Source organism: Variovorax sp. 05L425 (assembly GCF_056397705.1).
Map to the genome: position 1 here is coordinate 125,925 of NZ_JBFTNY010000007.1, position 25,542 is coordinate 151,466.

The 25,542-nt window shown below is 65.9% G+C and carries 27 protein-coding genes; 14 read left to right on the forward strand and 13 right to left on the reverse strand.

Features of this window, described 5'->3' with window-relative positions; all coding sequences use genetic code 11:
- Nucleotides 1-60 precede the first annotated feature (60 nt).
- The 6 genes from ltnD to AC1DN9_RS10580 are packed head-to-tail and all read left to right on the forward strand — an operon-like array spanning nt 61 to nt 5,431.
- Nucleotides 61-1,005, forward strand: coding sequence for an L-threonate dehydrogenase (gene ltnD / locus AC1DN9_RS10555; protein WP_478100021.1), 945 nt, complete (start codon nt 61-63; stop codon nt 1,003-1,005).
- Nucleotides 1,002-2,270, forward strand: a complete 1,269-nt coding sequence (gene otnK, locus AC1DN9_RS10560) for a 3-oxo-tetronate kinase (protein ID WP_478099820.1) — start codon at nt 1,002-1,004, stop codon at nt 2,268-2,270. Before ltnD ends, otnK begins: the two co-directional genes overlap by 4 nt.
- Nucleotides 2,267-2,941: a class II aldolase/adducin family protein gene (locus tag AC1DN9_RS10565; protein WP_478099822.1), complete on the forward strand. Its 675-nt coding sequence runs from the start codon at nt 2,267-2,269 to the stop codon at nt 2,939-2,941. The genes otnK and AC1DN9_RS10565 overlap by 4 nt, the downstream gene beginning before the upstream one ends.
- A 32-nt stretch (nt 2,942-2,973) precedes the next feature.
- Nucleotides 2,974-3,789, forward strand: coding sequence for a 2-oxo-tetronate isomerase (gene otnI / locus AC1DN9_RS10570; RefSeq protein ID WP_478099824.1), 816 nt, complete (start codon nt 2,974-2,976; stop codon nt 3,787-3,789).
- Nucleotides 3,786-4,976, forward strand: coding sequence for an amidohydrolase family protein (locus AC1DN9_RS10575; RefSeq protein WP_478099826.1), 1,191 nt, complete (start codon nt 3,786-3,788; stop codon nt 4,974-4,976). The genes otnI and AC1DN9_RS10575 overlap by 4 nt, the downstream gene beginning before the upstream one ends.
- Complete coding sequence (locus tag AC1DN9_RS10580) at nt 4,973-5,431, forward strand: RidA family protein (protein ID WP_478099828.1); 459 nt, start codon at nt 4,973-4,975, stop codon at nt 5,429-5,431. Before AC1DN9_RS10575 ends, AC1DN9_RS10580 begins: the two co-directional genes overlap by 4 nt.
- Nucleotides 5,432-5,446: 15 nt before the next feature.
- Here AC1DN9_RS10580 and AC1DN9_RS10585 read toward each other — a convergent pair whose 3' ends face one another.
- The 11 genes from AC1DN9_RS10585 to AC1DN9_RS10635 all read right to left on the reverse strand — a co-directional run bounded on the left by AC1DN9_RS10585 (nt 5,447) and on the right by AC1DN9_RS10635 (nt 16,159).
- Nucleotides 5,447-5,998, reverse strand: a complete 552-nt coding sequence (locus AC1DN9_RS10585; protein ID WP_478099830.1) for a hypothetical protein — start codon at nt 5,996-5,998, stop codon at nt 5,447-5,449.
- A complete protein-coding gene (locus AC1DN9_RS10590) occupies nt 5,995-6,537 on the reverse strand; it encodes a hypothetical protein (protein ID WP_478099831.1) in 543 nt (180 codons plus the stop codon). Before AC1DN9_RS10590 ends, AC1DN9_RS10585 begins: the two co-directional genes overlap by 4 nt.
- Before the next feature lie 293 nt (nt 6,538-6,830).
- Nucleotides 6,831-7,493 (reverse strand): TetR family transcriptional regulator C-terminal domain-containing protein, encoded by a 663-nt coding sequence (locus AC1DN9_RS10595; protein WP_478099833.1) that lies wholly within the window; start codon nt 7,491-7,493, stop codon nt 6,831-6,833.
- 37 nt (nt 7,494-7,530) lie between these two features.
- Complete coding sequence (locus AC1DN9_RS10600) at nt 7,531-8,499, reverse strand: PDR/VanB family oxidoreductase (protein ID WP_478099835.1); 969 nt, start codon at nt 8,497-8,499, stop codon at nt 7,531-7,533.
- Nucleotides 8,500-8,514: 15 nt separating this feature from the next.
- Entirely contained in the window at nt 8,515-9,534 is a 1,020-nt protein-coding gene (locus tag AC1DN9_RS10605; protein WP_478099837.1) for an ABC transporter substrate-binding protein, read from the reverse strand.
- 38 nt (nt 9,535-9,572) lie between these two features.
- The gene (locus tag AC1DN9_RS10610) at nt 9,573-10,967 is read right to left on the reverse strand and encodes an FAD-binding oxidoreductase (RefSeq protein WP_478099839.1); all 1,395 of its coding nucleotides are present in this window, start codon (nt 10,965-10,967) and stop codon (nt 9,573-9,575) included.
- Nucleotides 10,964-11,845 (reverse strand): ABC transporter permease, encoded by an 882-nt coding sequence (locus AC1DN9_RS10615; RefSeq protein WP_478099840.1) that lies wholly within the window; start codon nt 11,843-11,845, stop codon nt 10,964-10,966. The genes AC1DN9_RS10610 and AC1DN9_RS10615 overlap by 4 nt, the downstream gene beginning before the upstream one ends.
- On the reverse strand, nt 11,823-12,626 hold the full coding sequence (locus AC1DN9_RS10620) for an ABC transporter ATP-binding protein (protein WP_478099842.1): 804 nt from the start codon (nt 12,624-12,626) through the stop codon (nt 11,823-11,825). Before AC1DN9_RS10620 ends, AC1DN9_RS10615 begins: the two co-directional genes overlap by 23 nt.
- Nucleotides 12,623-13,444, reverse strand: coding sequence for a creatininase family protein (locus AC1DN9_RS10625; protein WP_478099844.1), 822 nt, complete (start codon nt 13,442-13,444; stop codon nt 12,623-12,625). Before AC1DN9_RS10625 ends, AC1DN9_RS10620 begins: the two co-directional genes overlap by 4 nt.
- Before the next feature lie 164 nt (nt 13,445-13,608).
- Nucleotides 13,609-15,513 carry an acyl-CoA synthetase gene (locus tag AC1DN9_RS10630; RefSeq protein ID WP_478099846.1) on the reverse strand — a complete coding sequence of 635 codons (1,905 nt, stop codon included), beginning with the start codon at nt 15,511-15,513 and terminating at the stop codon, nt 13,609-13,611.
- An 85-nt stretch (nt 15,514-15,598) separates the two neighbouring features.
- The gene (locus AC1DN9_RS10635) at nt 15,599-16,159 is read right to left on the reverse strand and encodes an SRPBCC family protein (RefSeq protein WP_478099848.1); all 561 of its coding nucleotides are present in this window, start codon (nt 16,157-16,159) and stop codon (nt 15,599-15,601) included.
- 146 nt (nt 16,160-16,305) lie between these two features.
- Here AC1DN9_RS10635 and AC1DN9_RS10640 point away from each other — a divergent pair, with 146 nt between their 5' ends.
- From AC1DN9_RS10640 to AC1DN9_RS10675, 8 genes are all read left to right on the forward strand, one after another.
- Nucleotides 16,306-16,689 carry a VOC family protein gene (locus AC1DN9_RS10640; RefSeq protein ID WP_478099850.1) on the forward strand — a complete coding sequence of 128 codons (384 nt, stop codon included), beginning with the start codon at nt 16,306-16,308 and terminating at the stop codon, nt 16,687-16,689.
- Complete coding sequence (locus tag AC1DN9_RS10645) at nt 16,673-17,902, forward strand: NAD(P)/FAD-dependent oxidoreductase (RefSeq protein ID WP_478099852.1); 1,230 nt, start codon at nt 16,673-16,675, stop codon at nt 17,900-17,902. The genes AC1DN9_RS10640 and AC1DN9_RS10645 overlap by 17 nt, the downstream gene beginning before the upstream one ends.
- 91 nt (nt 17,903-17,993) lie before the next feature.
- The gene (locus AC1DN9_RS10650; RefSeq protein WP_478099854.1) at nt 17,994-18,509 is read left to right on the forward strand and encodes a DUF1269 domain-containing protein; all 516 of its coding nucleotides are present in this window, start codon (nt 17,994-17,996) and stop codon (nt 18,507-18,509) included.
- A 48-nt stretch (nt 18,510-18,557) separates the two neighbouring features.
- Nucleotides 18,558-19,718 (forward strand): cytochrome c oxidase subunit II, encoded by a 1,161-nt coding sequence (locus AC1DN9_RS10655; RefSeq protein ID WP_478099856.1) that lies wholly within the window; start codon nt 18,558-18,560, stop codon nt 19,716-19,718.
- Nucleotides 19,715-21,499, forward strand: coding sequence for a cytochrome c oxidase subunit I (ctaD, locus tag AC1DN9_RS10660; RefSeq protein WP_478099857.1), 1,785 nt, complete (start codon nt 19,715-19,717; stop codon nt 21,497-21,499). Before AC1DN9_RS10655 ends, ctaD begins: the two co-directional genes overlap by 4 nt.
- The gene (locus AC1DN9_RS10665) at nt 21,496-22,116 is read left to right on the forward strand and encodes a cytochrome c oxidase subunit 3 family protein (protein WP_478099858.1); all 621 of its coding nucleotides are present in this window, start codon (nt 21,496-21,498) and stop codon (nt 22,114-22,116) included. The genes ctaD and AC1DN9_RS10665 overlap by 4 nt, the downstream gene beginning before the upstream one ends.
- Before the next feature lie 75 nt (nt 22,117-22,191).
- The gene (locus AC1DN9_RS10670) at nt 22,192-22,890 is read left to right on the forward strand and encodes a heme-copper oxidase subunit III family protein (protein ID WP_478099860.1); all 699 of its coding nucleotides are present in this window, start codon (nt 22,192-22,194) and stop codon (nt 22,888-22,890) included.
- An 8-nt stretch (nt 22,891-22,898) separates the two neighbouring features.
- Complete coding sequence (locus AC1DN9_RS10675) at nt 22,899-23,213, forward strand: cytochrome C oxidase subunit IV family protein (protein ID WP_478099862.1); 315 nt, start codon at nt 22,899-22,901, stop codon at nt 23,211-23,213.
- A gap of 28 nt (nt 23,214-23,241) precedes the next feature.
- Here AC1DN9_RS10675 and AC1DN9_RS10680 read toward each other — a convergent pair whose 3' ends face one another.
- On the reverse strand, nt 23,242-24,864 hold the full coding sequence (locus AC1DN9_RS10680; RefSeq protein ID WP_478099864.1) for an MFS transporter: 1,623 nt from the start codon (nt 24,862-24,864) through the stop codon (nt 23,242-23,244).
- Between the two features lie 34 nt (nt 24,865-24,898).
- Complete coding sequence (locus tag AC1DN9_RS10685) at nt 24,899-25,387, reverse strand: Lrp/AsnC family transcriptional regulator (RefSeq protein WP_478099866.1); 489 nt, start codon at nt 25,385-25,387, stop codon at nt 24,899-24,901.
- Nucleotides 25,388-25,542: the final 155 nt, after the last annotated feature.

Below are 25,542 nucleotides of genomic sequence, written 5' to 3' on the forward strand. Positions count from 1 at the left end.
TTAGTCCCGTTGTGAAGCGCAGCTGTGGATTCCTAAGATCGCGTCTTCGCGCCGCGCTCGCTGGAGCGCCGGCCATCGTTCGACGCCTCGGGAATTTCCATGAAGAAAGCAGGACTCATCGGCCTCGGCGCCATGGGCGCGGGCATCGCGGCCACGCTGCGGGCCAAGGGCTATGAAATGCATGTGTGCGACATGCGGCCCGGTGCGGCGTTGCGCTTTGCGGAGGCGGGCGGCGTGGCCTGGGGCACGCCCGCACAGGTCGCGGGCGCATGCGACGTCGTCATCTCGGTCGTGGTCAACGCCTTGCAGACAGAGGCCGTGCTCTTCGGCGAGCACGGCGCCGCCGCAGCGATGAAACCGGGCAGCGTGTTCGTGATGTGCTCGACGGTCGACCCGAACTGGTCGATGGCGCTCGAGGCGCGGCTCGGTGCGATGGGCATTCATTACATCGACGCGCCGATCTCCGGTGGTGCGGCCAAGGCCGCGAGCGGACAGATGACGGTGATGAGTTCGGCGCGACCCGAAGCCTACGCGCAGGCCGACGCGGTGCTCGACGCCATGGCTGGCAAGGTCTATCGCTTGGGCGATCGCGCCGGCGCGGGCAGCAAGGTGAAGATCATCAATCAGCTGCTCGCCGGCGTGCACATCGCCGCGGCGGCTGAAGCCATGGCGCTCGGCCTGCGTGAGGGCGTGGCGCCCGAAGCGCTCTACGAAGTCATCACGCACAGCGCGGGCAACAGCTGGATGTTCGAGAACCGCATGGCCCATGTGCTGGCCGGCGATTACACGCCGCTGTCGGCGGTCGACATCTTCGTGAAGGACCTGGGCCTGGTACTCGATACGGCGCGCGCGAGCAAGTTTCCGCTCCCGCTCGCCTCCACCGCGCACCAGATGTTCATGCAGGCTTCCACCGCCGGCCATGCGAAGGAAGACGACAGCGCCGTGATCAAGATCTTCCCGGGGATCGAACTCCCTGCGAATTCGAAGACATCATCCAAACCATGAGCATCCTGCTGGGCTGCATCGCGGACGATTTCACGGGCGCGACCGATCTAGCGAACAATCTCGTGCGTGCGGGCATGCGCGTGGTGCAGACCATCGGCGTGCCGGCATCGCCGTTGGCCGCCGAGGTCGATGCCGTGGTGGTGGCGCTCAAGTCCCGCACCATCGCGCCGGCCGACGCCGTCGCGCAGTCGCTGGAGGCGCTTCGGTGGCTTCGCGCGCAAGGCGCACGGCAGGTCTACTTCAAGTACTGCTCCACGTTCGACAGTACGGCGGAGGGCAACATCGGGCCGGTGACCGAAGCGCTGATGGATGCGTTGGGCTGCGACTTCACCATCGCGACGCCCGCCTTTCCCGACAACAAGCGCACCGTGTTCAAGGGCTACCTGTTCGCGGGCGACGTGCTGCTCAATGAGAGCGGAATGCAGAACCATCCGCTGACGCCGATGACCGATGCCAACCTCGTGCGCGTGCTGCAGGCGCAGACACGGCGCAAGGTGGGGCTGATCGACTACGCCACGGTGGCTCGCGGCGCGGCGTCGATTCGCGAGCGCATCGCGCAATTGCGCGCGGAAGGCGTGGGCGTCGCCATCGTCGATGCAGTTTCCAACGACGACCTGATGCGCCTTGGCCCGGCCCTTGCCGACATGCCGCTGGTCACCGCCGGTTCGGGCGTGGCGATCGGACTGCCGGCCAACTTCGGCATCGCGCCGTCGTCCACGGCGGGCGCGCTGCCGTCGGCGCATGGGTTGCGGGCGGTGGTGTCGGGCAGCTGTTCGCTCGCGACCAACCGGCAGGTCGCGGATTTCATCGCGTCAGGGCGTCCGGCGTTGGCGATCGATCCGCTTCAGATCGCGGCCGGTGCCGACGTTGCTGCGCAGGCACTGGAATGGGCGGCCCCGCTGCTCGAACAGGGTCCGGTGTTGGTCTATTCCACTGCCGATCCCGGCGCCGTGAAATCGGTGCAAGGCCGGGTTGGCGTCGAGGAGGCAGGCGCCATGGTGGAACGTGTCATCGCCGCCATCGCGCGGGGCCTGGTGGAGCGCGGCGTGCGGCAACTCGTGGTTGCGGGCGGCGAGACCTCCGGCGCCTGTGTGCAGGCACTGGGCATTGCGCAATTGCAGATCGGTGCGCAGATCGATCCCGGCGTGCCGTGGTGCCACGCGCACAGCGACGCGGCAGGCGGAGCAGGCCTGCATATTGCGCTCAAGTCCGGCAACTTCGGCACCGACGATTTCTTCACCAAAGCCTTTACATTCCTTGGATGAATGAAGCCCAGGTCCGCGAGGAAATCTGCCGCATCGGCCGCAGCCTCTTCGAGCGAGGCTATGTCCACGCCACAGCCGGCAACATCAGTGTGCGGCTGGACGACGGATTCCTGATCACACCGACTGACGCCTGCCTGGGCCGTCTCGATCCGTCGCGCCTCGCGCGGCTGGATGCCAACTTGCGCCAGACGCATGGCGATCTGGCGAGCAAGACCATGGCCCTGCATGCGCGCATCTATGGTTCGGCCCGGCATTTCGACCCTGACACGCGCTGCGTGATCCACACGCACAGCACGCATTGCGTGGCGCTCACGCTGAACGCGCCGGGCGCCGAGCTTCTGCCCGCACTCACGCCCTATTTCGTCATGAAAGTGGGCCATGTGCCGGTGATTCCCTACCACCGGCCCGGCGCGCCCGACGCCGCGGCGCTGGTGGCGCAGATCATCGAGCAATACGGCACGCAGGGCACGCCGATACGCGCCGTGGTGCTCGAGCGTCTTGGCCCCAACGTCTGGCACGCTTCACCGGCCGCGGCGATGGCCACGCTCGAGGAACTGGAAGAAACCGCAAGACTCTGGTTCCTTAGCCGTCAGTCGACGCGGCCCGCGCCCCCGCCGCTGAATGAAACCCAGATCAACGAGCTGCGCCGGAATTTCGGCGCCCGCTGGTAGGTATGCTCACCCCCGGACCATTGGAGCCGTTGATGCCTCGATTTGCCGCCAATCTTTCAATGCTCTATCCGGAGCTTGACTTTCTCGACCGCTTCGAAGCCGCCGCCAAGGACGGCTTCCGCGCCGTCGAATACCTTTTCCCCTATGCCTACAAGCAGCACGAACTCGTGGCGCGCCTGTCGGCCAACGGCCTGGAGCAGGTGCTGTTCAACGGACCGCCCGGCGACTGGGATGGCGGCGATCGCGGGCTGGCCTGCCTGTCCGGGCGCGAGGCCGAGTTTCGGGAAGGCATCCTGAAGGCAATCGACTATGCCGTCGCGCTCAACTGCCCGCGCATCCACGTGATGGCGGGCCTCGTGCAGGACGGCGTGGAGCGCGAGACGGTGCAGCCCCTCTACATCGACAACCTGCGCTGGGCCGCGGTCGAGGCGGCGAAGGCCGGGCGGGACCTGCTGATCGAGCCCATCAACACGCGCGACATCCCGCGCTTCTTCCTGAACCGGCAGGACCACGCGCACGAGATCATCGATGCCGTCGGCGCGCTGAACGTGCAGGTGCAGATGGACCTCTATCACTGCCAGATCGTCGAGGGTGACGTGGCGATGAAGATCCGCAAATACCTGCCGACCGGCCGTGTCGGCCACTTCCAGATCGCCGGCGTGCCCGAGCGGCATGAACCCGATATCGGGGAACTGAACCACGGCTATCTTTTCGACGTGATCGATGAGGTCTCCGCGCAATGCGGCTGGAAGGGCTGGGTCGGCTGCGAATACCGGCCGCAGCGCGGCGCCGTGGCGAACGGGACGACCGCCGGGCTCGCCTGGTTGCGCGCCCTGCCGCGCGCATGAAGCTCGAAGCCGTACGGATCCCTCCGCGACTGCGGGCTTTCGACGCGGGCGCTGCCGAAGTGTTCGATGTCGTGCTGGCGGGGGAACGGGTTGCGTCCATTGCGCCGTCGCAACAGCCCGCGCGCGGCACGCTGCTCAGCGGACTGGTCGACGCGCATGCCCACATCGACAAGAACTACACCGTCCGGGAAGTCGGCGCGGCAGAGGGCAATCTCTTCGCGGCCATCGGACGCATGGCCGCGCACCGTGCAAGCTGGACGGCGGAGGGGCTTCACGCACGCATGCAGCGTGCGTTGGATGAGGCTTGGCGCAGTGGCACGCGCGGTCTTCGCACCCATCTGGACTGGAGCGAGGCCGATGCGCCGACGTCCCTCGCGGTCTTCGAGCGCCTGCGCGACGCGTGGCGCGACCGCATCGAACTCCAGTTTGTCGCGCTCACGCCGCTCGACCTGTTCGCCGACCTGGAGGCCGGCGAACGCATCGCGCGAACGGTGAAGCGCGGGGGCGGCGTGATGGGTGCCTTCGTCTATCGGAACGATGGCATCGTGCACAAGCTGGGGCGCGTGTTCGACCTTGCACAGGAGCTTGGGCTCGCGCTCGACTTCCATGTCGACGAGGGATTGGACAAAGACGCGACCGGCTTGCGCACCATCGCGCAGATCGCCATTGCGCGCGGCATGCAGGGGCGCGTCACGTGCGGCCACGCGTGTTCGCTGTCGGTGCAGGATGATGTGTCCGCCAGCGACACGCTGGCCCTTTGCGCGCAGGCGGGCATTCATCTCGTGTCCCTGCCGACGACGAATCTCTACCTGCAAGGCGCCTGGGACCGCACGCCCCTGCAGCGCGGCATCACGCGCGTTCGCGAGGCTGCGGCCCATGGCATTCGCGCCAGCCTGGCCACCGACAACGTGCAGGACGCCTTCTATCCTTATGGCGGTTATGACCTGATCGAGACCTTCGGCCTCGGCGTGCAAATGGCGCACCTCTCGCCTGCGACCGACTGGCTCGACGCCATCACCGTGAGCCCTGCGAAAGCGCTCCGGCTTGCGTGGGATGGTCGCATCGCGCCGGGCTGCCCCGCCGACCTGGTCTTGTTGGCCGCGACGGACGAGTACGAACTTCTGGACCCGCGTGGACGGCAACGCACCGTCATCCGTGCGGGCCGCATTCTGGAGAGCACCGAATGAGCATGGGCAAACCGATGGCCAACTACGCCGCCGCCAAGCGGGTGGGAGACTTCGTCTTCATGAGCGGCGTGGTCGCGGTCGACCCCACGACACGCCGCGCGGTCGCAAGCTACGAAGACATTCCCGAAGCGGCACGCACGGCACTGCGCACGCTGGGCTACGCCACGGGGCAGATGTCGGTCGACATCTTCGAGGCGCCGATCGTCGCGCAAAGCTGGTTCGTGCTCGAACGCATTCGCCAGATCGCCGCAGAGCATGGCGGCACGATGGACGACGTGGTCAAGCTGGTGCAGTACTTCACGCATCTGCCGAACTACGCGCCGTACAACCGCGTGCGGGGGTTGTTCTACCCGGGTGAGCCGCCGGTCAGCACGGTGGTGGAAGTGTCGCGATTCCTGCCGGGGGATGAAGTGTTGGTCGAGGTGGAAGCGACGATGTACTTGCCGACGCGCTGAAATCGGTCGTTGGCGCTAGCAGAGCGGCAGCCGAAGCGTAATGCCGAGACTGCCCAACGGTGACGGTGCTGCGTAGATGCGCCCGCGGTGATCGCTAACGATCCGCTCGCAGAGCGCTACGCGTGCGATCGAATCCAAGTGGTCGTGATGGCTCCGCGGCAGGTCGCTGGAAAATGCAGCTGTGAAGCATCGTCCGAGTTGGGGCTCCTTAGCCGATCCGTTGTCCATGAAATTGACGACCGCGTGCGCGCCATCCACGCGCGCCAGCAACTTCAGTGTGCCACCCGCGGGCATGACGCGACAGGCCAGATCCCCGATCTGCGAGAAGACCTCGTGCAGGCCCACGTGATCAAGAAGCACGGGTACTGGATGCTGTGGGAGTTTCACGTCCATCGCCACGCCTGCTTCCGCCAGTCGCGTGCGCAAGGACTCCAAGGTATGAAGAAGCAGAAATTCCCGGATGTCGGTGAGGGCGCGAGAACGCTGCTCACGCGCAATGGTACGGATCGGTTTTTTTTCTTCCGAATGTGGCCGGAACACATTCAGCACGCGCGCGACGAGTTTCATAGACTTGCACGCAATTGATTTGCGATGCGTTGCGCGAGCAAGTCGAGGGCGACTTCACAGGCTTCACCGACCTCGTCGGCTCTGTCGACCATGGCTCCAAAATTGTCATACTTGAACTTCGGATCGGCGGGGATGCTCCAGGCCGTGTTGCCACTGGCATCTGCGCCGTAGTAGAAATGGTCGCGGAACAGCCAGTCAGGCGCGTGAGGGTGTGCCATGAGGCAGGCCGATACATTGATGCGCGGTTCGTATTCGTCCGACCAGTGAGAAGAACACATGCCAACGTCGGCGAAGACCACGTGCAACACAGCATCGCGAGTGGGCAAGGTCTTGTAGTCAATCTTTCCGGCACTCGACCCGCAAGGGACGTCAACCTTCGAGATTGTCAAGTCGGCTTTCGTCAGCTCGTCGTGGAGTGCGGAAGTGAATCTCGAACCCAGCAGCGTGCGTACGGATTCCAGGTTCTGATGGAAGCAGCCGCCCTTGCCGTGGCGGTCCAATACCTCGGACCCCGAAATCGGAAGAAATGGTGCCGCCAAGGTCCGATCTTCGATGCGAAATTCGTGAGGAGGTGTCACCGGTATCAGCGCAATCTTGTCGATCCTGGACCTCACCGCAGTTCGACCTCCCCGCCTATCTTTCATCCATTTTTTCTTTCCTAGAGTCACCGTGCCCAGGACCTCAAGCCCAGGTTGTCCGCGCCCTTTTTGACGCGAGCAAATCCGAGGCAGCGCCTTCGAGTGAGGACTTTAGGAATGCGAGACCGCGGCGTCTAGAAGACTGGTCTCGGGGTGTCGTAAGAACAGTCTCGACGTGAGACCCTTCCGGCGTTCTAGCGTACGCCTGCGCCCTTCAGCAGAAACTCCGTCACCTCTTCGATGAGGTACCGGCGGTCCTTCTCGTCACTTTCGGCCACATCGCGAAAGAACGCCACCTGCGTCGCGTGGTCCGCATAGAACTGCGTCACCGCCCACAGGTGGAAGAGAAACAGCATCGGATCGACCGGGTCCATCAATCCTTGATTGATCCAGTTCTGGATGACTGCCGCCGCCTGGTCCGTTCGCTGCTTGCTCGTGCCCATCATCGACTTGAGCACCGGGGCGCCACGCATCATCTCGGCGGTGAAGATCCGGGAACGCAGGGGATGCTCGAACGAGAACACCATCTTGCGCTGGATCAGGTCGCTGAGCACCTTGCGCGGCCCGAAGGACTCGTCGCTGAAGCCGAAGACGCCGATCCAGTCGTTGATGATGTCCTGCAGCACCTGCCGGTACAGGGCTTCCTTGCTTTCGATGTAGTAGTGCAGTTGCGCCTTCGACAGGCCTGCCTTGTCGGCAATGGCTTGTGTCGAAGCGCCGGCGAGGCCATCCGCAGCGAACACTTCCACCGCTGACTGATAGATCACGGCCAACACCTGCGTGTACTTGCGCGCGCGGCCGCGCGTCGCCGGTGCCTCGGGGCCTTCTTCGACAGCGTTGTTCTGTGCAGTCGTCATCGGATGTACATGGTGCCAGACTCCTCCGTGGGAAGGCTCACAAGTCGAGCACCAATTCCTCGCCTTTGGCGCGCGAACAACACAGCGCCACCTTGTGGTCGCGTTCGCTGCGAGTGAGGCAGAAATCGCGGTGTTCGGCGTCCTTGCCGGTGCCCTCCACCACGCAGGTGCCGCACAGGCCTTGTTCGCACGACACCGGAATGTCGATGCCGACTTCGTGCAGCGCGTCGACGGCGGTCTGGTCTCCGGCAACGGGCACGGTGATGCCGCGCCGGGCAAGTCGCAGCACGAAAGGCTTTCCGGTACCGCCAGCCGCGTCCGCGGGCGCAGCGAAGTACTCGGCATGCACGGCATCGTCGGGCCAATGGGCGGCGGCGTTGCGCACGGCCCGCATGAAGCCGCCGGGACCGCACACGTACAGATGCGTGCCGGGCTTGCGCACGGCCAGCAATTGCCGGAGGTTGATCTTTCGCGAGGCGTCGCCGCCGTCGTCGAAGTGAAGACGCAGATGCGGTGCAAGGAGCGGATCGCGCAGCGCGTCGGCCAACGCCAGATGCTGTTCGCCGCGCACGAACAGGCACAACTGGAATTCCGCCCCGGTTCGCGCGAGCGTCTGTGCCATCGCCAGCAGCGGCGTCATGCCGATGCCGCCGGCCAGCAGGATGTGGCGCCTGGCCCCGGCCCGGATCGGAAAGGTGTTTCGCGGTGCGCTGATCGGCAGCAGATCGCCTTCGCGCACCCGCGCATGCATGGAGGCCGAGCCGCCGCGGCTCTCGTTCTCGCGCTTGACGCAGATCAGGTACGAGGATGCGCCTTCGCCCGCGCCGCTGTCCCGGGCCAGCGAATACTGGCGCGTGAAGCCGCCGGGCATGTGCACGTCGATGTGCGCACCGGCCTCGTAGCCGGGCAGCGCACGACCCGCGGGATGCGCGAGCTCGAAGGAGAGAATCTCCGGCGTCTGGCGCGCGACCCGCGCGACCCGCACGGTGAGAGTGCGCTCGACCATCTTCTTGTCGCCTTGCTACTTGGCGAGCGCCTTGCGCACGTCCAGGCCGGTTCCCTTGTCGACGAACTGCGTGGTGTAGGCGTCGCGGTAGTTGAAGTCCGTGGGCTTGTAGAGGCCGGCCGAGACCGCCTTGTCGTAGAAGTCCTTCATGCGCTCGTCGGTGATCGCGCCGATGCCCTTCGTTGTCGCGTCGCCCACGTCGATGTGCGCGCGCAGGATCGGGATCGACTTCTCGATGAACTCGTCGCTGATGTCCGGGTTGATCTTCTGGATCATCGCGTCGGCCGCCTTGCGGTCGCCGTAGAGGTAGTTGTAGTAGCCGATGTTGGTGGCCTCCACGAAGCGGCGCACGACGTCGGGCTTGGTCTTGACCAGGTCCTGGCGCGTCTCGATCACCATGCCGTAGGTCGACCAGCCTGCATCGGCCAGCGACAGAACCACGGGCTTGAAGCCGGCCTGCTTCTCGACCGCGAGAGGCTCCGACGTCGCATAGGCCTGTTGCACCGCCTGCTTGTCCGCCAGGAACTGCGAGAGGCTGTAGTTGTAGGGCCGCACTTGCTCGTCGCGCATGCCATAGGCCTTCTTCATCCACTGCCAGTAGCTGATCTGGCCGTCCTTCGCGAGCAGCACCGTCTTGGCCTTGGCGAGATCGGCGAACTTGTCGAAGCCCTGGCCCGGGTGCGCAATGATGGCCTGCGGGTCTTTCTGGAAATACGCGGCGACGACGACGGTGGGCACCCCCTGCTTGATGTTGTCGAAGGCCATCAGCATGTTGCCGGTCATCAGGAAGTCGATCTTGCCGGCCGGCAGCATCGGGCGGTTGTTGACCTGCGGGCCGCCTTGCTGAATGTCGACATCGAGTCCGAACTTCTTGTAGGTGCCGTCGGCCAGCGCCTGGTAGAAGCCGCCGTGGCCGGGCTGGGCGCGCCAGTTGGTGGCGAGCACGACCTTGTCCTGCGCGATGGCGGCGAAGGCGGTGCCGGCGAGCAGTGTGGCCAGGAGGGTGCGGGCGATGAAGGTGACTTGGGGTCGCATCGTGGTTCCTTGGGGGTTGTCTCTGTGGGAATGTGAGCTCATGAATCGATAGCCATGTCGGGGCGCCAGCCGCGCGTCTTCCCGGGATTCATCAGTCCCATCGGATCGCTGCGCTTCTTGAATTCGATCTGCTGCGTGTCGATCGTCTTCATGCCGCCGTCCTCGATGGTCACGACGTGCGGGTTGAAGACCTGGCAGCCGCCTTGCGATTCGATCTCTCGGATCACTTCGTACTGGTGCGCCTCGCCCTTCCAGCGCACCAGCAGGATCGAGAACGTGCCGTATTCGCCGCCGGCGCGCGCGAACTCGTGGTGCTGCAACACGTCGTCGCCGAAGATCGCGATGTGGCGATCCACCACCGCCGGGTCGAAGGGCTGCGCGTAGGCCACTTGCAGATAGGTCCACGTGCGGTCGACCTTGAGCGCCTGCAGCGTCGTGTGGTTGTAGGCGCATTCGTAGGCGGGGGGCAGGCCGGACGCGTGGAGTTCGGCCTCCGTGCCTTCGAGCGAGACGGTGCCGCCGTGCGCGGCGACGAGATCGCGGAAGGCCGCCATCGACGACGGCGCAACCATGGCGAACATCGCATGCCGGTCCGGCGGAAAGTGCGCACCCAGCGTCGCGTAGTACGGCGAGAAGCGCGCGTCGACCGCCGAGAGAAGGAACAGCTCGAGCGCGGGCGTGCTCGCCGCGACGCCGAAATCCATCACGCGCCTGTAGGTATCGAAGAGCGCGATGCAGTGCACCCACTCGACGGCCGGGCTCAGCGCCACTTCGACCTCGGTAATGACGCCGTTGGTACCGTAGGCGTGATGCACCTGCTGGATCTCGTCGCCGTGCAGTTCGATGATGCGCGGCTCGCGCTCCACCGTCATCACACGCGCACGCAGCAGATTGCCCGGGTCGCGCAGGATGCCGTGGCGGATCGAGCCGATGCCGCCAAAGCCGCCGGCGATGAAGCCGCCGATCGAGGCGACGTGCCAGGTCGAAGGCCACATGCGCAGCGCCTGGCCGGTCTCGGCGACGGCCATTTCGATGTCGTGCATGCGCGCACCGGCTTGCACGCGCACGCTGCCTTCGCCGATGTCGAGCACGCGGCACATCTGCGCGACGTCGAGCACCAGGCCGCCTTCGAGCGGCACGCACTGGCCGTAGTTGCCGGTGCCGCCCGCGCGCACGGTGAGCGGCAGCTTCCACTTCGCTGCGACGGCGGCGGCCTGGCGAACGTCGTCTTCGGTCGACACCTTGACGACCAGATCGGCCACGCAGCCGGCCAGTTGCTGCGTGAGGATCGGGCTGTACCAGTAGAAGTCCTTGGAAAGCTGCTTGCGCTGCCCCGGCGAGACGATCACGTTGAGGCCGTGCAGGTCGCCGCGCACGGCATCCCAGTCAATGGCCGGCGCGGGAGCCTGGCGTTCCATCAGTGCGGAAGTCATCTCTCCCTCCGCATTTCGCTTTCGTGCCAGTGGCCGAGCACCATGCGTGACAAGGCGGCGAACACGAGGAAGATCGCGATGCCCAACAGCGACACCAGCAGCAGCGCCGCGAACATCATCGGGATCTCGGTGCGAAAGCTCGATTCGAGGATGCGCGAGGCCAGTCCGGTTTCACGGCCTGCGGTGCCGGCAGTGAATTCGGCGACCACGGCGCCAATCAGGCTCAGCCCGCCGGCGATCTTCAGGCCCGCCATGAAATACGGCAGCGCGCTCGGCACCAGCAGGTAGCGGAACATCTGCCAGGGCGAGGCCCTGTAGAGGTGGAAAAGGTCGCGCAGGTTGCTGTCGGCGCTCTTCAGGCCGATGACAGTGTTCGACAGGATCGGGAAGAAGGCCACGATCCACGCGCACAGCAGCAGGGCAGCCGTCGTGCTCGACACATAGATCAGGATCAGCGGCGCGATCGCGATGATCGGCGTCACCTGCAGGATCACCGCGATCGGAAAGAGCCCGATCTCCACCCACTTGAAGAGCGAGAAGGCAATCGCGAGCAGCACTCCGCCGACGATGGCCGAGACCAGCGCGAGCAGCGTGAGCTTGACGGTGAACCAGAGCGCGCTCGACAGCGTGTCCCAGTTGTCGATCAGCGTTGTGAAGATGAGCGAGGGCGCGGGGATGATGTAGTGCGGCACGTGGTTGACGCGCACCAGCACTTCCCACAGCAACAGCAGACCGGCCACGACGGCGGTAGGCACCGCGATGCGAAGCAGGTTTTCGCGGCGCCGCAGGCGGTCGTCGCGTGACTGGAGCTCGGCGGCCGAGGGCGCGTCCTGCAGTTCCGACAGCGCCCGGTTGTCAGTGATCGATGTCGACGCCATGAAGGGCTCCGTGCAGTGATTGCGACACCGCCGTGCAGTGCGCGTTGTAGCGGGTCGAGGTGCGGAAGGCCTCCCCGCGCGGATAGGGCTCGTCAATGCGGATTTCGTCGATCACGCGGCCCGGCCGGGGTGCCATCACGACGATGCGGTTCGACAGGTAGACCGATTCGTAGACGCTGTGCGTGACGAAGATGATCGAAAACCGGTGCTCGCGCCAGATCGCGAGCAAGTCGTTGTTGAGCTTGATGCGCGTCATCTCGTCGAGCGCGGCGAAGGGCTCGTCCATCAACAGCAGGCGCGGCCGCGTGACCAGCGCCCGCGCGATCGACACGCGCATCTTCATGCCGCCCGACAACTCGCGCGGGTAGACGTCGGCAAAGCGCGAAAGACCGACCATCTCCAGCGCCTGCCTGACGACGGGTGCCGCAGCGTCGCGGCTGGTGCCGGCCAGCTTGAGCGGGAGCCACACGTTGTCGAACACCTTCGCCCAGGGCATCAGCGTCGGCTCCTGGAAGACAAAGCCCAGTTCGCGATCGCTGGTCGATGCGCCGCTGTTGGCGCGCGACCACGCGACTTCGCCCGAGCTGATGCGCGTGAGCCCGGCAATCAGGCGCAGGGCCGTGCTCTTGCCGCAGCCCGAGGGGCCGAGGAAGCTGATGAAGTCATGCTCGCCGCAGTCGAGCGTCATGCCCTGCAGCGCGAGCGTGCCGTTGGCGAAGCGCTTGCTGACGTTGCGCAGGCTGACCAGCGGCGGCGCGGAAGAGACGGGCGAAGAGTTCATGCCCATTCCGGCTGGTTGGCGAGGCGTTCGAGCGGGAAGCGGTCGACCTCCTGCAGCAATTCGACGAATCGCCGTCCGACGTGGTCGAGCACGGCTTCACCCTTCGCGGCCGTGGCGCGCGTGGCGTCGCCGGCCGCGCCAGCCGGGTTGATGTCATGCATCTGCCAGCCGAGCTTGCCGCTGGGGGTGATCGACAGAAACTTGCTTTCCTTCGCGAGGTCTTCCGTCATGGAGCGGAAGTTGCGGAAGCGCTCGGGGCGCACGTGGTCGGGCGTGAGGTGCAGCATCACCGAGCTTTCGAGATCGCCGGCATGCACGCCGTGCTTGCCTTCGTGCGCGGTGAAGAGCCCTTCAGGCAGGCCCAGCGTGTACCAGTTGGCCGCCACGACCATCATGTCGTGCGACTCGCGCAAGTCGCGGGCGACGATGTCCATCACCGCCATCTGGCCGCCGTGGCTGTTGTAGAGCACCAGCTTGCGCACGCCGGCCTTGGCCACGCAGGCGCCGATGTCCTTCCACAGCGAGATCAGCGTGGTGGCCGACACGGTGAGCGTGCCCGGATAGCGCGAATGCTCGTTGCTCTTGCCGTAGGCGACCGTGGGCAGGAACAGCACGGGCAGGTCGTCCGGCAGGTGCGGCATGGTCGCCCGCACCATGCCGTCGATGGTGGCCGTGTCCGTGGACATCGGCAGGTGCGGACCATGTTGCTCGGTGGCACCCACGGGCAGCACGGCGATCAGTCGGGACCGATCGAGGCGGGAAAACTCTTCGCTGGTCAGGTCGGACCAGAAGCGGCTGCGCAGGCGGGTGGAAGTCATCAAGCACCTCATTCATCGTGAAGGTGCTTAAATTATCCACTTGGTAAAAAAAGATGGCCTAGCGTTTACCCGAAAGATGCTTGGGGAAGATGAAACTATGAGTGAACGCGGTCTTGGCGGTTGGAGGTTCGCGAGTCAGTTGTGATCAACTGGTCAAATCATGCTCACCGCCAGACGATCTCGTGCCGGGTTTCGAGCCGCCCGATCCGCTCGTCGATCTGCCGTGCAAGGGCGTCCCGCTCTGCTTCGGGCACGCCGCGGATGCCGATCTTGACCAGGCTGCCATGCACCGCGTGTGCGGCCGCCTCGACCTGAAAGTCCCCGGCCTGCGGGAGGTCGGCCAGCAACTGCGTCACCACGCGTCGCGCGGCATCCCACCGTAGCGCCGGCTTGAAGATCTTGCCCACAGCCGTCAGCGGCATCGGGTCGACGAAGAAGATGTTCACCGGCACGGCAGCCCGTTCGGGCGTGCGTTCCCGCACGAACTCGAGCAAGGCCGCCTCGTCGCGCGCCGCGCCGGGTTTCAATTGGACGTACGCGACGGGCATCTCCCCGGCACGCGCATCGGGTTGGCCGACGACTGCCGCCAGCGCAATCGCCGGGTGCTGGAAGAAGACTTCCTCGATCCCCAGCGGATCGATGTTATGGCCGCCGCGGATGATCAGATCCTTGGCGCGTCCCGTGATCCAGAGATAGCCATCCTCGTCCAGCCTGCCGAGGTCGCCCGAATTGACCCAGCCGGGTTCGACAAAGGCCTGACGGTTGTGCGTGTCGCTGAGATAACCCTTGAACACGCCGGGTCCCGCCATCGCCACCACGCCGATCTCGTTCGCTGCACAGTCACCCTGCCAGCGCCCTTCAGCATCGAGCTTCACGACGCGCACGCGGCTGTAGGGCAATGCGTGGCCCACCGACCCGAGGCGCATCGGCCGATGGGCATAGCTCATGCAATGAACGCTGGAGGTTTCGGTCATCCCGTAGACCTCCAGCACCGGTCGATGCAGCAAGTCGCCGTACGCCTTGCCGACGGCCACCGGAATGGCGGAACCGCCGCCCGAGACGATCTCGATGCTGGAAACGTCGGCGCCACCCATCGGCACGTTGAGAGCGGCTGCGAGCACGGTCGGCACCCCGCCGAACAAGACCGGCCGAAAGCGTTCCACCAGGCGCCACACATTGCGGACCGCCTGGGGGTCGCGCCAGCCGGCGGGCGATATCACCACCAGCGTGCCGCCGGCGCACAGCGTGGCCAGCCCCTGCGTGAGGGCGCCGCCGACGTGGAACAGGGGCAGTCCGAAGAGCAATGCCCGGCCAGCACCCACCGGAAGCATCAGGCTCAGCGCCCAGGCCTGGTAGACCTGGTTGCCGTGGGTGTGGCGAACGAGCTTGGGCGAGCCCGTCGTGCCGCCGGTGTGGAAGTAGCCCGCAATGTCGTCGGCGGCGATGCGGCGCCCACTGAGCAGGCGGTCGGACGGACAGGCATCGATTCGTTGCTTGAAGCTGTGCACTGCCCGGGATTCGTCCGAATCCCCGTGCACGACCACGATGGCCTCGAGATCGGGCAACTCGCCGCGGATGGCCTGCACCTTGTCCCAGATGTCGGAGCCCTCGACGGGGCCGAGCGCCACCAGCACCTTGGTCTTCGCTGCCCGCAGGATCTCGGCGATCTGGGCCGACGAAAGCAAGGCATTCACCGGGTTCGCAATGCCGGCCGCCTGTGCGCCGAACAGCGCGTAGAAGCTTTCCGGCACCAGCGGCAGCAGCAGGCTCACCACATCGCCCGGTCCGACGCCCAGGTCGGTGAACAGGTTCGCAGCCTGCGTGACGCGGCCGATGAACTGGCGGCGCGTGACCGTGAATGGCGTTTCGTCCGGGTCGCCCCGCATCAGGAAGTGGAGTGCCGGCTCGTCAGGCGCGTGCGAAGCGCCGATCCGCAGTGCCTCGTAGGTGCTCTGGGCGGCGACACGCTCGGCGTAGGGTGTGGATTCGAAGGCTTTCACTTCCTCCGCCGTGCGCAGCGAAGGCGCCTCGGCGCCGATCAGACGATCGAGCAAGCATGGACCGACCATGATGTCTCCTCCGAGTAGTTTTGAAGCGGCGGCGAACTGGATGTCTGCGGAATTCTGGGGCGCTGCCTGCGCCGAGGCCACCCAACTAACCCGAACGCTGAACGGGTTCGCCGGCCGATTCCAGGCGCTCCTTCAACTGCCGGACGGCCTGGGCAGACTCGGCCTCGATGCGGCTTCGAAGACTGAGCTGGTTGAGCATGGCAAACAGCAGATTCGGCGTCTGGTACTCGAACTCGCGGACGAAGTGCGTGCCCGTGCCCGTGGCGGCGGGCGCCAGCGAATAGCCGACGGTGCCCGACTCGCGGCCCTCGATGGTCCCGGCGATGCGCCACAGGCGGTCCGGTTCGCGGGCGGTGACGCGCCAAGTCACGCGTCCGCGGCGACCGGCGACCTCGAAGTCCTCGATGACGGACTCGCCGACCTGGAGCGGGTGGTCCACGGCGCCGCTGACGGCGAGGGACGAGGGATGCCACTGCGGCCAGTGACCAGGCGTGGTGACATAGGCGAAGACCTCCGACGGCGGGCGCGCGATGTCGACCGCCGAGACGATCCGAGTGCTGCCCAGCTCCGCCGGCAAGAAGAGCAGGGCAACCAGCAGGGCGAGCGCGAAGACGGTCGCGACGGCCAACTTCCAGGCGCGGCTCATTAGCTAACCTCCGTGCTGCGCACTGCGGTGCGAGCTTGCTTGGGGCGGCCCGGCGCGGCGCTCATGGGGTCACCTCATCATTCCCCTGCACTTCCCACAAACGGGATGGCAACCGTACTATTTGCGATCTTGCCGGGAGAAGCAACATGCCCATCCAGCTGAATCACACGATCGTCAAGGCCCGCGATCCGCGCGCGTCCGCGGAGTTGCTGGCGGAACTGCTCGGGCGCGGCGCGCCGGTCCGGTACGGCCCGTTCCTCGGCGTGCAGATCGACAACGGCGTCACGCTGGATTTCATGCAGGTCGACGGCGAGGTCGACTCGCAGCACTACGCCTTCCTCGTGAGCGAAAGCGAGTTCGACGAGATATTCGGCCGCATTCGCGCGCATGGGATCACTTACTGGGCCGATCCAGGTCAACACCGGCCCAGCGAGATCAACCACGGCGACGGCGGCCGAGGCTTCTACTGGAGCGACCCGGATGGCCACTTCCTCGAGATCCTCACCCGGCCCTATGGCAGCGGCGGCTGAGCCGGCCATCGCGGAAGCAGCCACGTCGTCCTGCGACGTGCTCGTTGTCGGCGCCGGGCCGTCCGGCAGCGCGTGTGCGCAGATGCTCGCGCGCGCGGGTTTCGATGTCGTGCTCGCCGACCAGCATGAGTTTCCGCGCGACAAGGTCTGCGGCGACGGGCTGATTCCCGACGCACACCGCGCGCTCGCAAGGCTCGGGGTGCTGGACGAAGTGCTGGCGCGCGCCCGGAGCGCGAGGCACGTCGGCTGTGTCGGCCCGCGCGGCGGAAGGGTCGAGGTGCCGGCGCGGCTGGCCGTGCTGCCGCGCCGCGATCTGGACGACATCCTTCGCCAGTCCGCGCTCACGTCCGGTGCGCGCTGGCTCGCGCCGGCGCGCTTCGAGGCACCGCTTCTCGATGCCGATGAGCGGGTGGCCGGTGCGCGCTTCACGCTGGCAGGCGGCGTCCCGCACGCCGTGCGCGCGCGCTGGACGGTGCTGGCGACCGGCGCGGCATCCGGGCCGTTGACCGCGGCCGGCGTGTGCGAGCGACGCGCGCCGAGCGGCATCGCGCTTCGCGGCTATGTAAAGAACCACGCCATGACCGATCGGCTGACGAGTCTCGACGTCGTGTGGCACCGTGCGCTGCGGCGCGGCTACGGCTGGATCTTTCCGTGTGCCGAGGGCGTGTTCAACATCGGCGTCGGCGTCATCGGCCAGAACGACGTCAACCTGCGCGATCTTTTCGATGCCTTCACCCGCGTCCATGGGCCGGCCCGCGACCTGATGGCAGGCGGCGTATCGCTTGGACCACTCAAGGGCGCGCCCTTGCGCTGCTCGCTCGACGGCGCGCGCTGGTCGCGTCCCGGACTCCTCGTGGCGGGCGAGGCGGCGGGCAGCACCTATCTCTTCACCGGCGAAGGCATCGGCAAGGCGCTGGAGACCGGCATGCTCGCCGCAGCAGCGATCGAGGCGCATCGCGACGAAGGCCTGGACGATGGCGAAGCGCGCGCTCGCTACGAATCCGCGCTCGGTGCGCTGAAGCCGCGCTTCGCGGCCTACGAGCAGGCCAATCGCATCAACAACCATCCGTGGCTGGCCGACCTCCTCATCCGGCGAGCGCGCCATAGCGAAAGCATCATGAACCGCCTGAGCGGCGTGCTGGAGGAGACCCACAACCCGGGCAGCCTCGTGACGACCACGGGCGTCCTGCGCCTTCTTCTTCCGTTGGGATGAAGAGTCGGCGGGCGCCGACTTGATAACCACGCTCCTTGAGCATATAAGTCGTCATGGTTCCTTATCGTCGCAAGACGGAAAGGAGGGTGCCATGAGGAGACGCATTTACTGGCTGATGCCGGATCTGGCGAGCGCCAGGCGAGCGATGCATGATCTCGTGCAGGCGCGCGTCGACGTTGCGCACATTCATTTCGCCGGCTCGGAAGACACTGACACGACGGGCCTTCACGCGGCGAACGTGTGGCAGACCTCGGACCTCGTTCACGCGGCCAAGACAGGATGGGTGGTCGGCAGCGCCTGCGGCATGGTCGTCGGMCTGATCGCCGCGTTGATGTTTCCGGTCCTGGGCGACGATCCCGAATGGGAGCTGGCCGTGGTGCTGGGCGTCCTGGGCGGCGTGGTCGGCGCATGGTCGGCCAGCATGATCGGCATCTCGATCCCGAGCCCCCGGCTTCGTCGCTTCGAAGGCGCGTTGGCCCAGGGCTGGATCCTGCTGATGGTGGACTTGCCGCGTTCGCGCGCGCAAGACGTCGAAACGCTGTTGCGGACTGCGCATCCCGAAGCCCTTTTCGAGGGCGAGGAGTTGCAGGTCCCGGCGTTCCGCTAGCAGCGCGCTTGAATGGCGCGATGCCTATGACGAGTCGAGGTACCGCCCATGATCATGGCTGTCGCTCTGCTGCTCATCGTCGTCGGCTCCGTGCTGTTCCATTGGCTCAACCCATGGTGGACCACGCCCCTGGCATCCAACTGGCAAGCGATGGACGACACCCTGACCATCACGCTGGTGATCACGGGCATCTTCTTCGTCGCGATCAATCTCTTCGTTGTCTACACACTGCTGCGTTTCCGGCATCGCGATGGCCGACGCGCGGCGCATGAACCCGAAAACAAGAAACTGGAGCGCTGGCTGATCGGCGGCACCTCCGTCGGCATCATGGCGCTGCTGGCGCCCGGCCTGGTGGTTTACGCCAACTACGTGAGGTCGCCGCACGACGCGATGGAGCTCGAAGTGCTGGGGCAGCAATGGCAATGGCACTTCCGCCTCCCGGGTGCGGACGGCAAGTTCGGCGCGACCGACGCGCGTTTCGTCAAGGGAGGCAATCCGTTCGGGCTCGACCCGGATGATCCGGCCGGACAGGACGACATCCTGGTCGCAGCCAACGAGGTGCACTTGCCGCTCGGCAAGCCGGTGCTGGTGCTGGCGCGCTCGCACGACGTGCTGCATGACTTCTTCGTGCCGCCATTCCGCGCGCGGATGAACACGGTGCCGGGCCAGGTCAGCCGCTTCTGGTTCACGCCGACCTTGGCGGGTCGCTACGAGGCGCTCTGCGCGCAGCTCTGCGGCGTCGGGCATCCCAACATGCGCGGCTTCGTGGTGGTGGAAGACGAGGCCAGCTTCAACGCCTGGCTGGCGGCGCAGCCGACCTTCGCGAAGACGCAGGTCAAGGCGCCGGCCGTCTCACCGGCCGAAGGTGCGGCGGGTGCCGGCGCGCGCGTCGAGCAGGGGCGGGCGCTCGCGGAATCCAAGGGCTGCGTGGCCTGCCACACCATCGACGGCACGCCGCGCGTGGGACCGACCTGGAAGGGCCTCTACGGCAAGACCGAGACGATGGCGGACGGTTCCACCGCACTGGTCGACGAGAACTACTTGCGCAGCTTCATCCGCGATCCGCAGGCCCGACAGGTCAAGGGCTTCGCGCCGGTCATGCCCAAGCTGGACGTGAGCGATGAAGAACTGGCCGCGCTGGTGGCCTATATCCAGAGTCTCGGCAGCCCGCCGGCGCAGGCTGCAACCGAACAGAAGGCGCAGCGATGAACCACGCCAATGTCTTGCCCCAGGATGACGCTTCCGAACACCACCGGCCGCTGACTTTCCTGACGCGCTATGTCTGGAGCCAGGACCACAAGGTGATCGCGGTCCAGTACGCCTGCACCGCCATCGCGGTGGGGCTCGTGGGGGTGGTGCTTTCCAACCTGATGCGCCTGCAACTGGGCTTCCCGGGCGTGTTCGAGTTCATCAACCCAGAGCGCTACTACCAGTTCGTGACGATGCACGGAATGATCATGGTGATCTACCTGCTCACCGCGCTCTTCCTCGGCGGTTTCGGCAACTACATGATCCCGTTGATGGTGGGGGCGCGCGACATGGTGTTCCCCTATCTCAACATGCTGAGCTTCTGGGTGTACCTGCTCTCGGTCGTGGTGTTGATGGTGAGCTTCTTCATCCCCGGCGGGCCGACCGGTGCGGGCTGGACGCTGTATCCGCCGCAGTCGATCCTGCAAGGGACGCCCGGCTACGACGGGGGCATCGAGCTGATGCTGGTGTCGCTCATCATTTTCATCGTGGCGACCACGATGGGCGGCCTGAACTACGTCACCACCGTGCTGCAGGCGCGCTGCGAAGGAATGACGCTGATGCGCATGCCGTTGACCGTCTGGGGCATCTTCGTCGCGACCATCCTTGCGCTGCTGGGCTTTCCGGCACTGTTCGTCAGCGGCGTGATGCTGCTGCTCGACCGCACGCTGGGCACCAGCTTCTTCATGCCGGCGCTGGTATCGATGGGGCAGGTGACCAACTACAAGGGCGGCAGCCCTCTGCTGTTCCAGCACCTGTTCTGGTTCTTCGGGCATCCGGAGGTCTACATCGTGGCGCTGCCCGCCTTCGGGATCGTGTCCGACCTGATCAGCGTGCACGCGCGCAAGTGCATCTTCGGCTACCGCATGATGGTCTGGGCCATCGTCGCCATCGGTGCACTCAGCGTGGTCGTGTGGGCGCACCACATGTTCGTGAGCGGCATGAATCCGTATTTCGGCTTCTTCTTCGCGACCACCACGCTGATCATCGCGGTGCCGACCGCGATCAAGGTCTACAACTGGCTGCTGACGCTGTGGCGCGGCGACATCCATCTGTCGGTGCCGATGCTCTTCGCGCTGGCTTTCGTCTGCACCTTTGCAATCGGCGGACTCACGGGGCTCTTCCTCGGCAACGTGAGCGTGGACATTCCACTCTCGGGCACCTATTTCGTGGTGGCGCACTTCCACATGGTCATGGGCGTCGCGCCACTGCTGGTGGTGTTCGGCGGCATCTACCACTGGTATCCCAAGATCACCGGCCGCATGCTGGACGACCGGATCGGGCAGTTGCACTTCTGGATCACCTTCATCGGCACCTACCTGATCTATTTCCCGATGCACTACCTCGGCGTCCTGGGCATGCCGCGGCGCTACTACAACTTCGACGGCTACAAGTTCATTCCGCAATCAGCCTTCACGCTCAACACCTTCATCACGGTGGTGGCGCTGATCGTGGGCGTGGCGCAGTTGCTGTTCGTGTTCAATCTCGCCTGGAGCTTCTGGCGAGGCCGGCCTGCGACTTCCAATCCCTGGCGGGCTGCATCGCTCGAATGGCAGACGCCCACCACGCCGCCGGGCCATGGCAACTGGGGGCCGCGGCTGCCGGTGGCCTATCGCTGGGCCTACGCCTATGGCGTGCCGGGCGCGAAGGAAGACTTCATTGCGCAGAATGCGCCCCCCGAGGCCGGTGGCGTGGAGCCCGAACCCCACGGCAAGGGCAGCGCCCAGGGAGCACCGGCATGACCGCGACACTGGCGGCCAGAGGCGTCGATCGTGGCGGCGGACCTCGCGACGCACACGGCGGCGCGGCGAGCATCGGGCTGTGGGTGTTCATGGGCGTTGCGACCGCGCTGTTCTCGCTTTTCGCGATGGCGTACCTGATTCGAATGAACAGCGATGATGCCGTGACGCTCGCGCTGCCATGGCAGTTGTGGCTCAGCACTTCGCTGCTCGTTGCCGGCAGCGTGACGTTGCAGCGGGCCACCGCGGCGGCACGCGGCGCGGCGCTGAGGCGGACGCACCGGCTGCTGCTTGCCGGGGGCCTCTTCGCGCTGGCATTCATCGCCGTGCAGTTGTGGGCATGGGACACACTGTGGCGTGCGCAAGTGATGCCCGCCGGCAATCCTGCGGGAAGCTTCTTCTATCTGCTGACCGCGATGCACGGACTCCATCTGATCGGCGGCCTGGCCGGCTGGGCCTGGACGATGCGGACCGCCTGGGACAGCCCCTTCGGTTCAGCATGGCGCATCGCACTGTGCGCGCGCTACTGGCACTTCATGCTGGCGGTCTGGCTGGTGCTGTTCGCCTTGCTGGGCTGGGTGACGCCGGAGGTGGCGCGCTTTATCTGCGGCACGGCGTGAAGGAGTAACCATGAGCGCCGCGCCGGGCCGCCCCAAGCAAGCTCGCACCGCAGTGCGAAGCACGGAGGTTATCCAATGACCACTGCGACCATCGCTCCCTCGTCTTCGGCCCCGACCGTCGCCGTGAGCGGCTGGCGGGGGCTGATCGCCGACTGGTCTTCCGATCGCCAGGCCTTCCACGTCTCGTGGGGCAAGGCGATGATGTGGATCTTCCTGCTGAGCGACACCTTCGTCTTCAGCTGCTTCCTCACCGGCTACATGACGGTGCGGGTGTCGACCACCGCGACCTGGCCGAATCCGAGCGAGGTTTTCGGCCTCAATGTCGGCGGTGCCGACGTGCCGCTGTTGCTCATTGCCATCATGACCTTCGTGCTCATCAGCAGCAGCGGCACGATGGCGATGGCCGTCAACTGCGCCTATCGCCGCGACCGCATCAACGCGGCCACGTTGATGATCGTCACCGCGACCTTCGGCGAACTCTTCGTCGGCATGCAGGCCTTCGAATGGTCCAAGCTCATCCTCCACGAAGGCGTGCGGCCCTGGGGCAATCCGATGGGTGCGGCGCAGTTCGGCTCGGCGTTCTTCATGATCACCGGCTTCCACGGTCTGCACGTGACGGCCGGTGTGATCTACCTGTTCACCGTCGCATTCAAGCTGATCCGCGGCGACTACGACAAGACCGGCAACTACCAGATCGTCGAGATCGCGGGCCTGTACTGGCACTTCGTGGATCTGGTGTGGGTGTTCATCTTCGCGCTGTTCTATCTCTGGTGAGGTCGACCATGACTACAGGCACGGGCCAACAACATCCGATCAGCCTCTACCTGAAGATCTGGGGGCTGCTGTTCGTGCTGAGCACGATGTCGTACCTGGTCGACTACTTCCACTTCCAGGGTTATCTTCGATGGAGCCTGATCATCATCTTCATGCTGCTGAAGGCGGGGCTGATCGTCGCGGTCTTCATGCACATGGCGTGGGAGAGGCTGGCGCTGGTCTACGCCATCCTGCTGCCGCCGCTTGCCTTGCTGGTGCTGGTCGGGCTGATGTTCGCGGAGGCCGGCCACACTTTCCTGACGCGGTTGCTCTTCTTTCATTAGGCATTGCGCGCAGCCTGGGGGCAGGCCCTTACCGGTGGCTGATGTAGCGCGTGACGACGGGCAGCGACTCGCCCTGATGAAACGCCAGCCGCCGCTCGCGCAGCGCGATGTCCGCCGCCGTCGCGCGGTGAAATCGCCGCAGATGCTCCGTCCATGACTCGTCGACGATCTGCTCGACGTAGCGCTGCGGGTCTGCGATGTCGTGCAGCAGTTCCCATGCGATCGCGCCCTGGCTCAGGCGGGCGCGGCGCGTCTGGTGCATCACGAGCAGGAAAGAGGCCGCGCGAGCCGGGTCGATGAGGTATTCGACCGTGATCACCACGCGTCCCTGCTCGCCCGGCGCGCTGTTCGGCGGACCCGTGGCCCAGCCCTGCTTGGCGGGACTGGTGTCGTCCTCCTCGCCGGTGCCGTCGGTCACGTAGCGCAGCACCAGCAGCATGCACAGCGTCCCGCTGGCGGCGCCGATGCCCAGGCTGACATAGAGCGACGTGAGCTCCGCCACCTGGCCCCAGAGTGCGGCGCCGAAGGCGCTCGCCCCCATGATCGCCATCTGGTACATCGACATGCCGCGCGCGCGCACCCAGTCGGGCAGCGCAAGCTGCGCCGACACCGAGAGCGAGTTGGCCACCGTGATCCAGGCCATGCCGCAGAGGAACATCGCGGGCACGGCCACCCAGGCGTTGGGCGCGAAGGCCATGATCGCGGCCGCACCCGACTGCAGCAGCGTGCCGCGAAGCACCAGTTGGTCGCGCAGCATCGCCTGCCGCAGACGCGGCAGGAACAGCACCGCCACGATGGCACCCGCGCCCATGGACGCGAGCAGCAGCGTGAATGTGCCGGCCCCGCCGCCGTGCAGGTTGCGCGCCAGCAGCGGCAACAGTGCGAGCAGTGCCGTGGAGTGCAGGAAGGAAACCGCAACGCGCGTGAGCACCGCGCGCATGCGCTGCGACTGACGCACGAACTGCACGCCCACGCGCATCGCGCTGATCAGCTTTTCGCGGCCCAGCGGATTGGGCGTGTGCTCGCGCCGCCAGCGCAGCACGACGAAGCCCGACGCCACGCACAGCACAGCGTTGAGCCCGAACACCCATACGGTCCCCGCGCTCGCGATCAGCGTGCCGGCGAGCAGCGGGCCGACGATGCGCGAGGCGTTCATTGCGATGCCGTTGAGACCGAGCGCCGCCGGCAGGTGCGTGCGCTGTACCAGTTCGGGCACGATGGCCGAGAACACCGGCCAGCGCATCGCCAGGCCGATGCCGTTGGCGAAAGTCAGCGCCAGCAGCAGCGGCGCGTTGATCACGTCGAGCACGACGGCCACGCACAACGCGATCGCGGTGCCCGCGAGCCAGAATTGCGTCGCGACAAGCCAGCGCCGCCGATCCAGGATGTCTGCGAGCGCGCCGCTGGGCAGGCCGAGGAGAAACACCGGAAGGGTCGAGGCCGACTGCACCAGCGCGACCCACATCGGCGACGTCGTGAGCGACGTCATCATCCAGGCCGCTGCCACATCGTTCATCCACATGCAGATGTTGGCGATCAGCCAGGTGCTCCACAGCATGCGGAACACGGGGAGCCCGAGCGGTTCGAGCGGGCCGACGCGCGCTGGTTGCGCGCGGGCGGTGATTGTCTCCTGGGGCGATATCGGTGGCATCGGGCTTATTGTCAGGTGGCGCGCCTGTCGTCCTTCAGCGCGCCGCCTTGGGATCAAGGTGGGCAAGCGGCAGCGCATGGCTCGCCTTGACCTCGCCGAGCGAGAAGCTGGTGTGAATGTCTTTCACGTTGGGCAGGTTGAGCAGATGCTGCAGGGCGAAGCGCGAGAAGGTGTCCAGGTCCTGCGAAACCACCTGCAGCTCGAAAGTACCGGTGCCGCTGATGTAGTGGCACGAGATCACTTCCGGAAGCTTGCGGATCGCGTCTTCGAGCTTGCGTGTGACGTCGCCGGCGGTGCGTTCGGCGTCCACGCGCACAAAGGCGAGCACGCCCAGCCCGATCTTGTGCCGGTCGATCTCCGCGTGGTAGCCCTTGATGAAGCCGGCTTCCTCCAGCGCCCGGACGCGGCGCCAGCACGGCGCGGCCGACAGGCCCACGCGTTGCGCAAGCTCGGCATTGGTGAGCCGCCCATCGGCCTGCAGTTCTTGCAGGATGGCGAGGTCGAACTTGTCAATGCTTTCCATTTATGCTGATTTTAAGCAAGCTCCTTTCAAAATGCGGTGTCTAACGGGCAAAGAACGCAAACACCTGTCGCTGGAGCAGGCATACACTTTGCGTGATGATGGCCGAGGGGAATCCGACCCGGATGCCTCGCAAGCCACGCCCACAAGGCTCAGCC

Coding starts and splice junctions, on each gene's coding strand:
- otnK (WP_478099820.1), top strand. CDS start 1,002: ATGAGCATCCTGCTGGGCTGCATCGCGGACGATTTCACGGGCGCGACC.
- AC1DN9_RS10565 (WP_478099822.1), top strand. CDS start 2,267: ATGAATGAAGCCCAGGTCCGCGAGGAAATCTGCCGCATCGGCCGCAGC.
- otnI (WP_478099824.1), top strand. CDS start 2,974: ATGCCTCGATTTGCCGCCAATCTTTCAATGCTCTATCCGGAGCTTGAC.
- AC1DN9_RS10575 (WP_478099826.1), top strand. CDS start 3,786: ATGAAGCTCGAAGCCGTACGGATCCCTCCGCGACTGCGGGCTTTCGAC.
- AC1DN9_RS10580 (WP_478099828.1), top strand. CDS start 4,973: ATGAGCATGGGCAAACCGATGGCCAACTACGCCGCCGCCAAGCGGGTG.
- AC1DN9_RS10585 (WP_478099830.1), bottom strand. CDS start 5,998: ATGAAACTCGTCGCGCGCGTGCTGAATGTGTTCCGGCCACATTCGGAA.
- AC1DN9_RS10595 (WP_478099833.1), bottom strand. CDS start 7,493: ATGACGACTGCACAGAACAACGCTGTCGAAGAAGGCCCCGAGGCACCG.
- AC1DN9_RS10600 (WP_478099835.1), bottom strand. CDS start 8,499: ATGGTCGAGCGCACTCTCACCGTGCGGGTCGCGCGGGTCGCGCGCCAG.
- AC1DN9_RS10605 (WP_478099837.1), bottom strand. CDS start 9,534: ATGCGACCCCAAGTCACCTTCATCGCCCGCACCCTCCTGGCCACACTG.
- AC1DN9_RS10610 (WP_478099839.1), bottom strand. CDS start 10,967: ATGACTTCCGCACTGATGGAACGCCAGGCTCCCGCGCCGGCCATTGAC.
- AC1DN9_RS10615 (WP_478099840.1), bottom strand. CDS start 11,845: ATGGCGTCGACATCGATCACTGACAACCGGGCGCTGTCGGAACTGCAG.
- AC1DN9_RS10620 (WP_478099842.1), bottom strand. CDS start 12,626: ATGAACTCTTCGCCCGTCTCTTCCGCGCCGCCGCTGGTCAGCCTGCGC.
- AC1DN9_RS10625 (WP_478099844.1), bottom strand. CDS start 13,444: ATGACTTCCACCCGCCTGCGCAGCCGCTTCTGGTCCGACCTGACCAGC.
- AC1DN9_RS10630 (WP_478099846.1), bottom strand. CDS start 15,513: ATGGTCGGTCCATGCTTGCTCGATCGTCTGATCGGCGCCGAGGCGCCT.
- AC1DN9_RS10635 (WP_478099848.1), bottom strand. CDS start 16,159: ATGAGCCGCGCCTGGAAGTTGGCCGTCGCGACCGTCTTCGCGCTCGCC.
- AC1DN9_RS10640 (WP_478099850.1), top strand. CDS start 16,306: ATGCCCATCCAGCTGAATCACACGATCGTCAAGGCCCGCGATCCGCGC.
- AC1DN9_RS10645 (WP_478099852.1), top strand. CDS start 16,673: ATGGCAGCGGCGGCTGAGCCGGCCATCGCGGAAGCAGCCACGTCGTCC.
- AC1DN9_RS10655 (WP_478099856.1), top strand. CDS start 18,558: ATGATCATGGCTGTCGCTCTGCTGCTCATCGTCGTCGGCTCCGTGCTG.
- ctaD (WP_478099857.1), top strand. CDS start 19,715: ATGAACCACGCCAATGTCTTGCCCCAGGATGACGCTTCCGAACACCAC.
- AC1DN9_RS10665 (WP_478099858.1), top strand. CDS start 21,496: ATGACCGCGACACTGGCGGCCAGAGGCGTCGATCGTGGCGGCGGACCT.
- AC1DN9_RS10670 (WP_478099860.1), top strand. CDS start 22,192: ATGACCACTGCGACCATCGCTCCCTCGTCTTCGGCCCCGACCGTCGCC.
- AC1DN9_RS10675 (WP_478099862.1), top strand. CDS start 22,899: ATGACTACAGGCACGGGCCAACAACATCCGATCAGCCTCTACCTGAAG.
- AC1DN9_RS10680 (WP_478099864.1), bottom strand. CDS start 24,864: ATGCCACCGATATCGCCCCAGGAGACAATCACCGCCCGCGCGCAACCA.
- AC1DN9_RS10685 (WP_478099866.1), bottom strand. CDS start 25,387: ATGGAAAGCATTGACAAGTTCGACCTCGCCATCCTGCAAGAACTGCAG.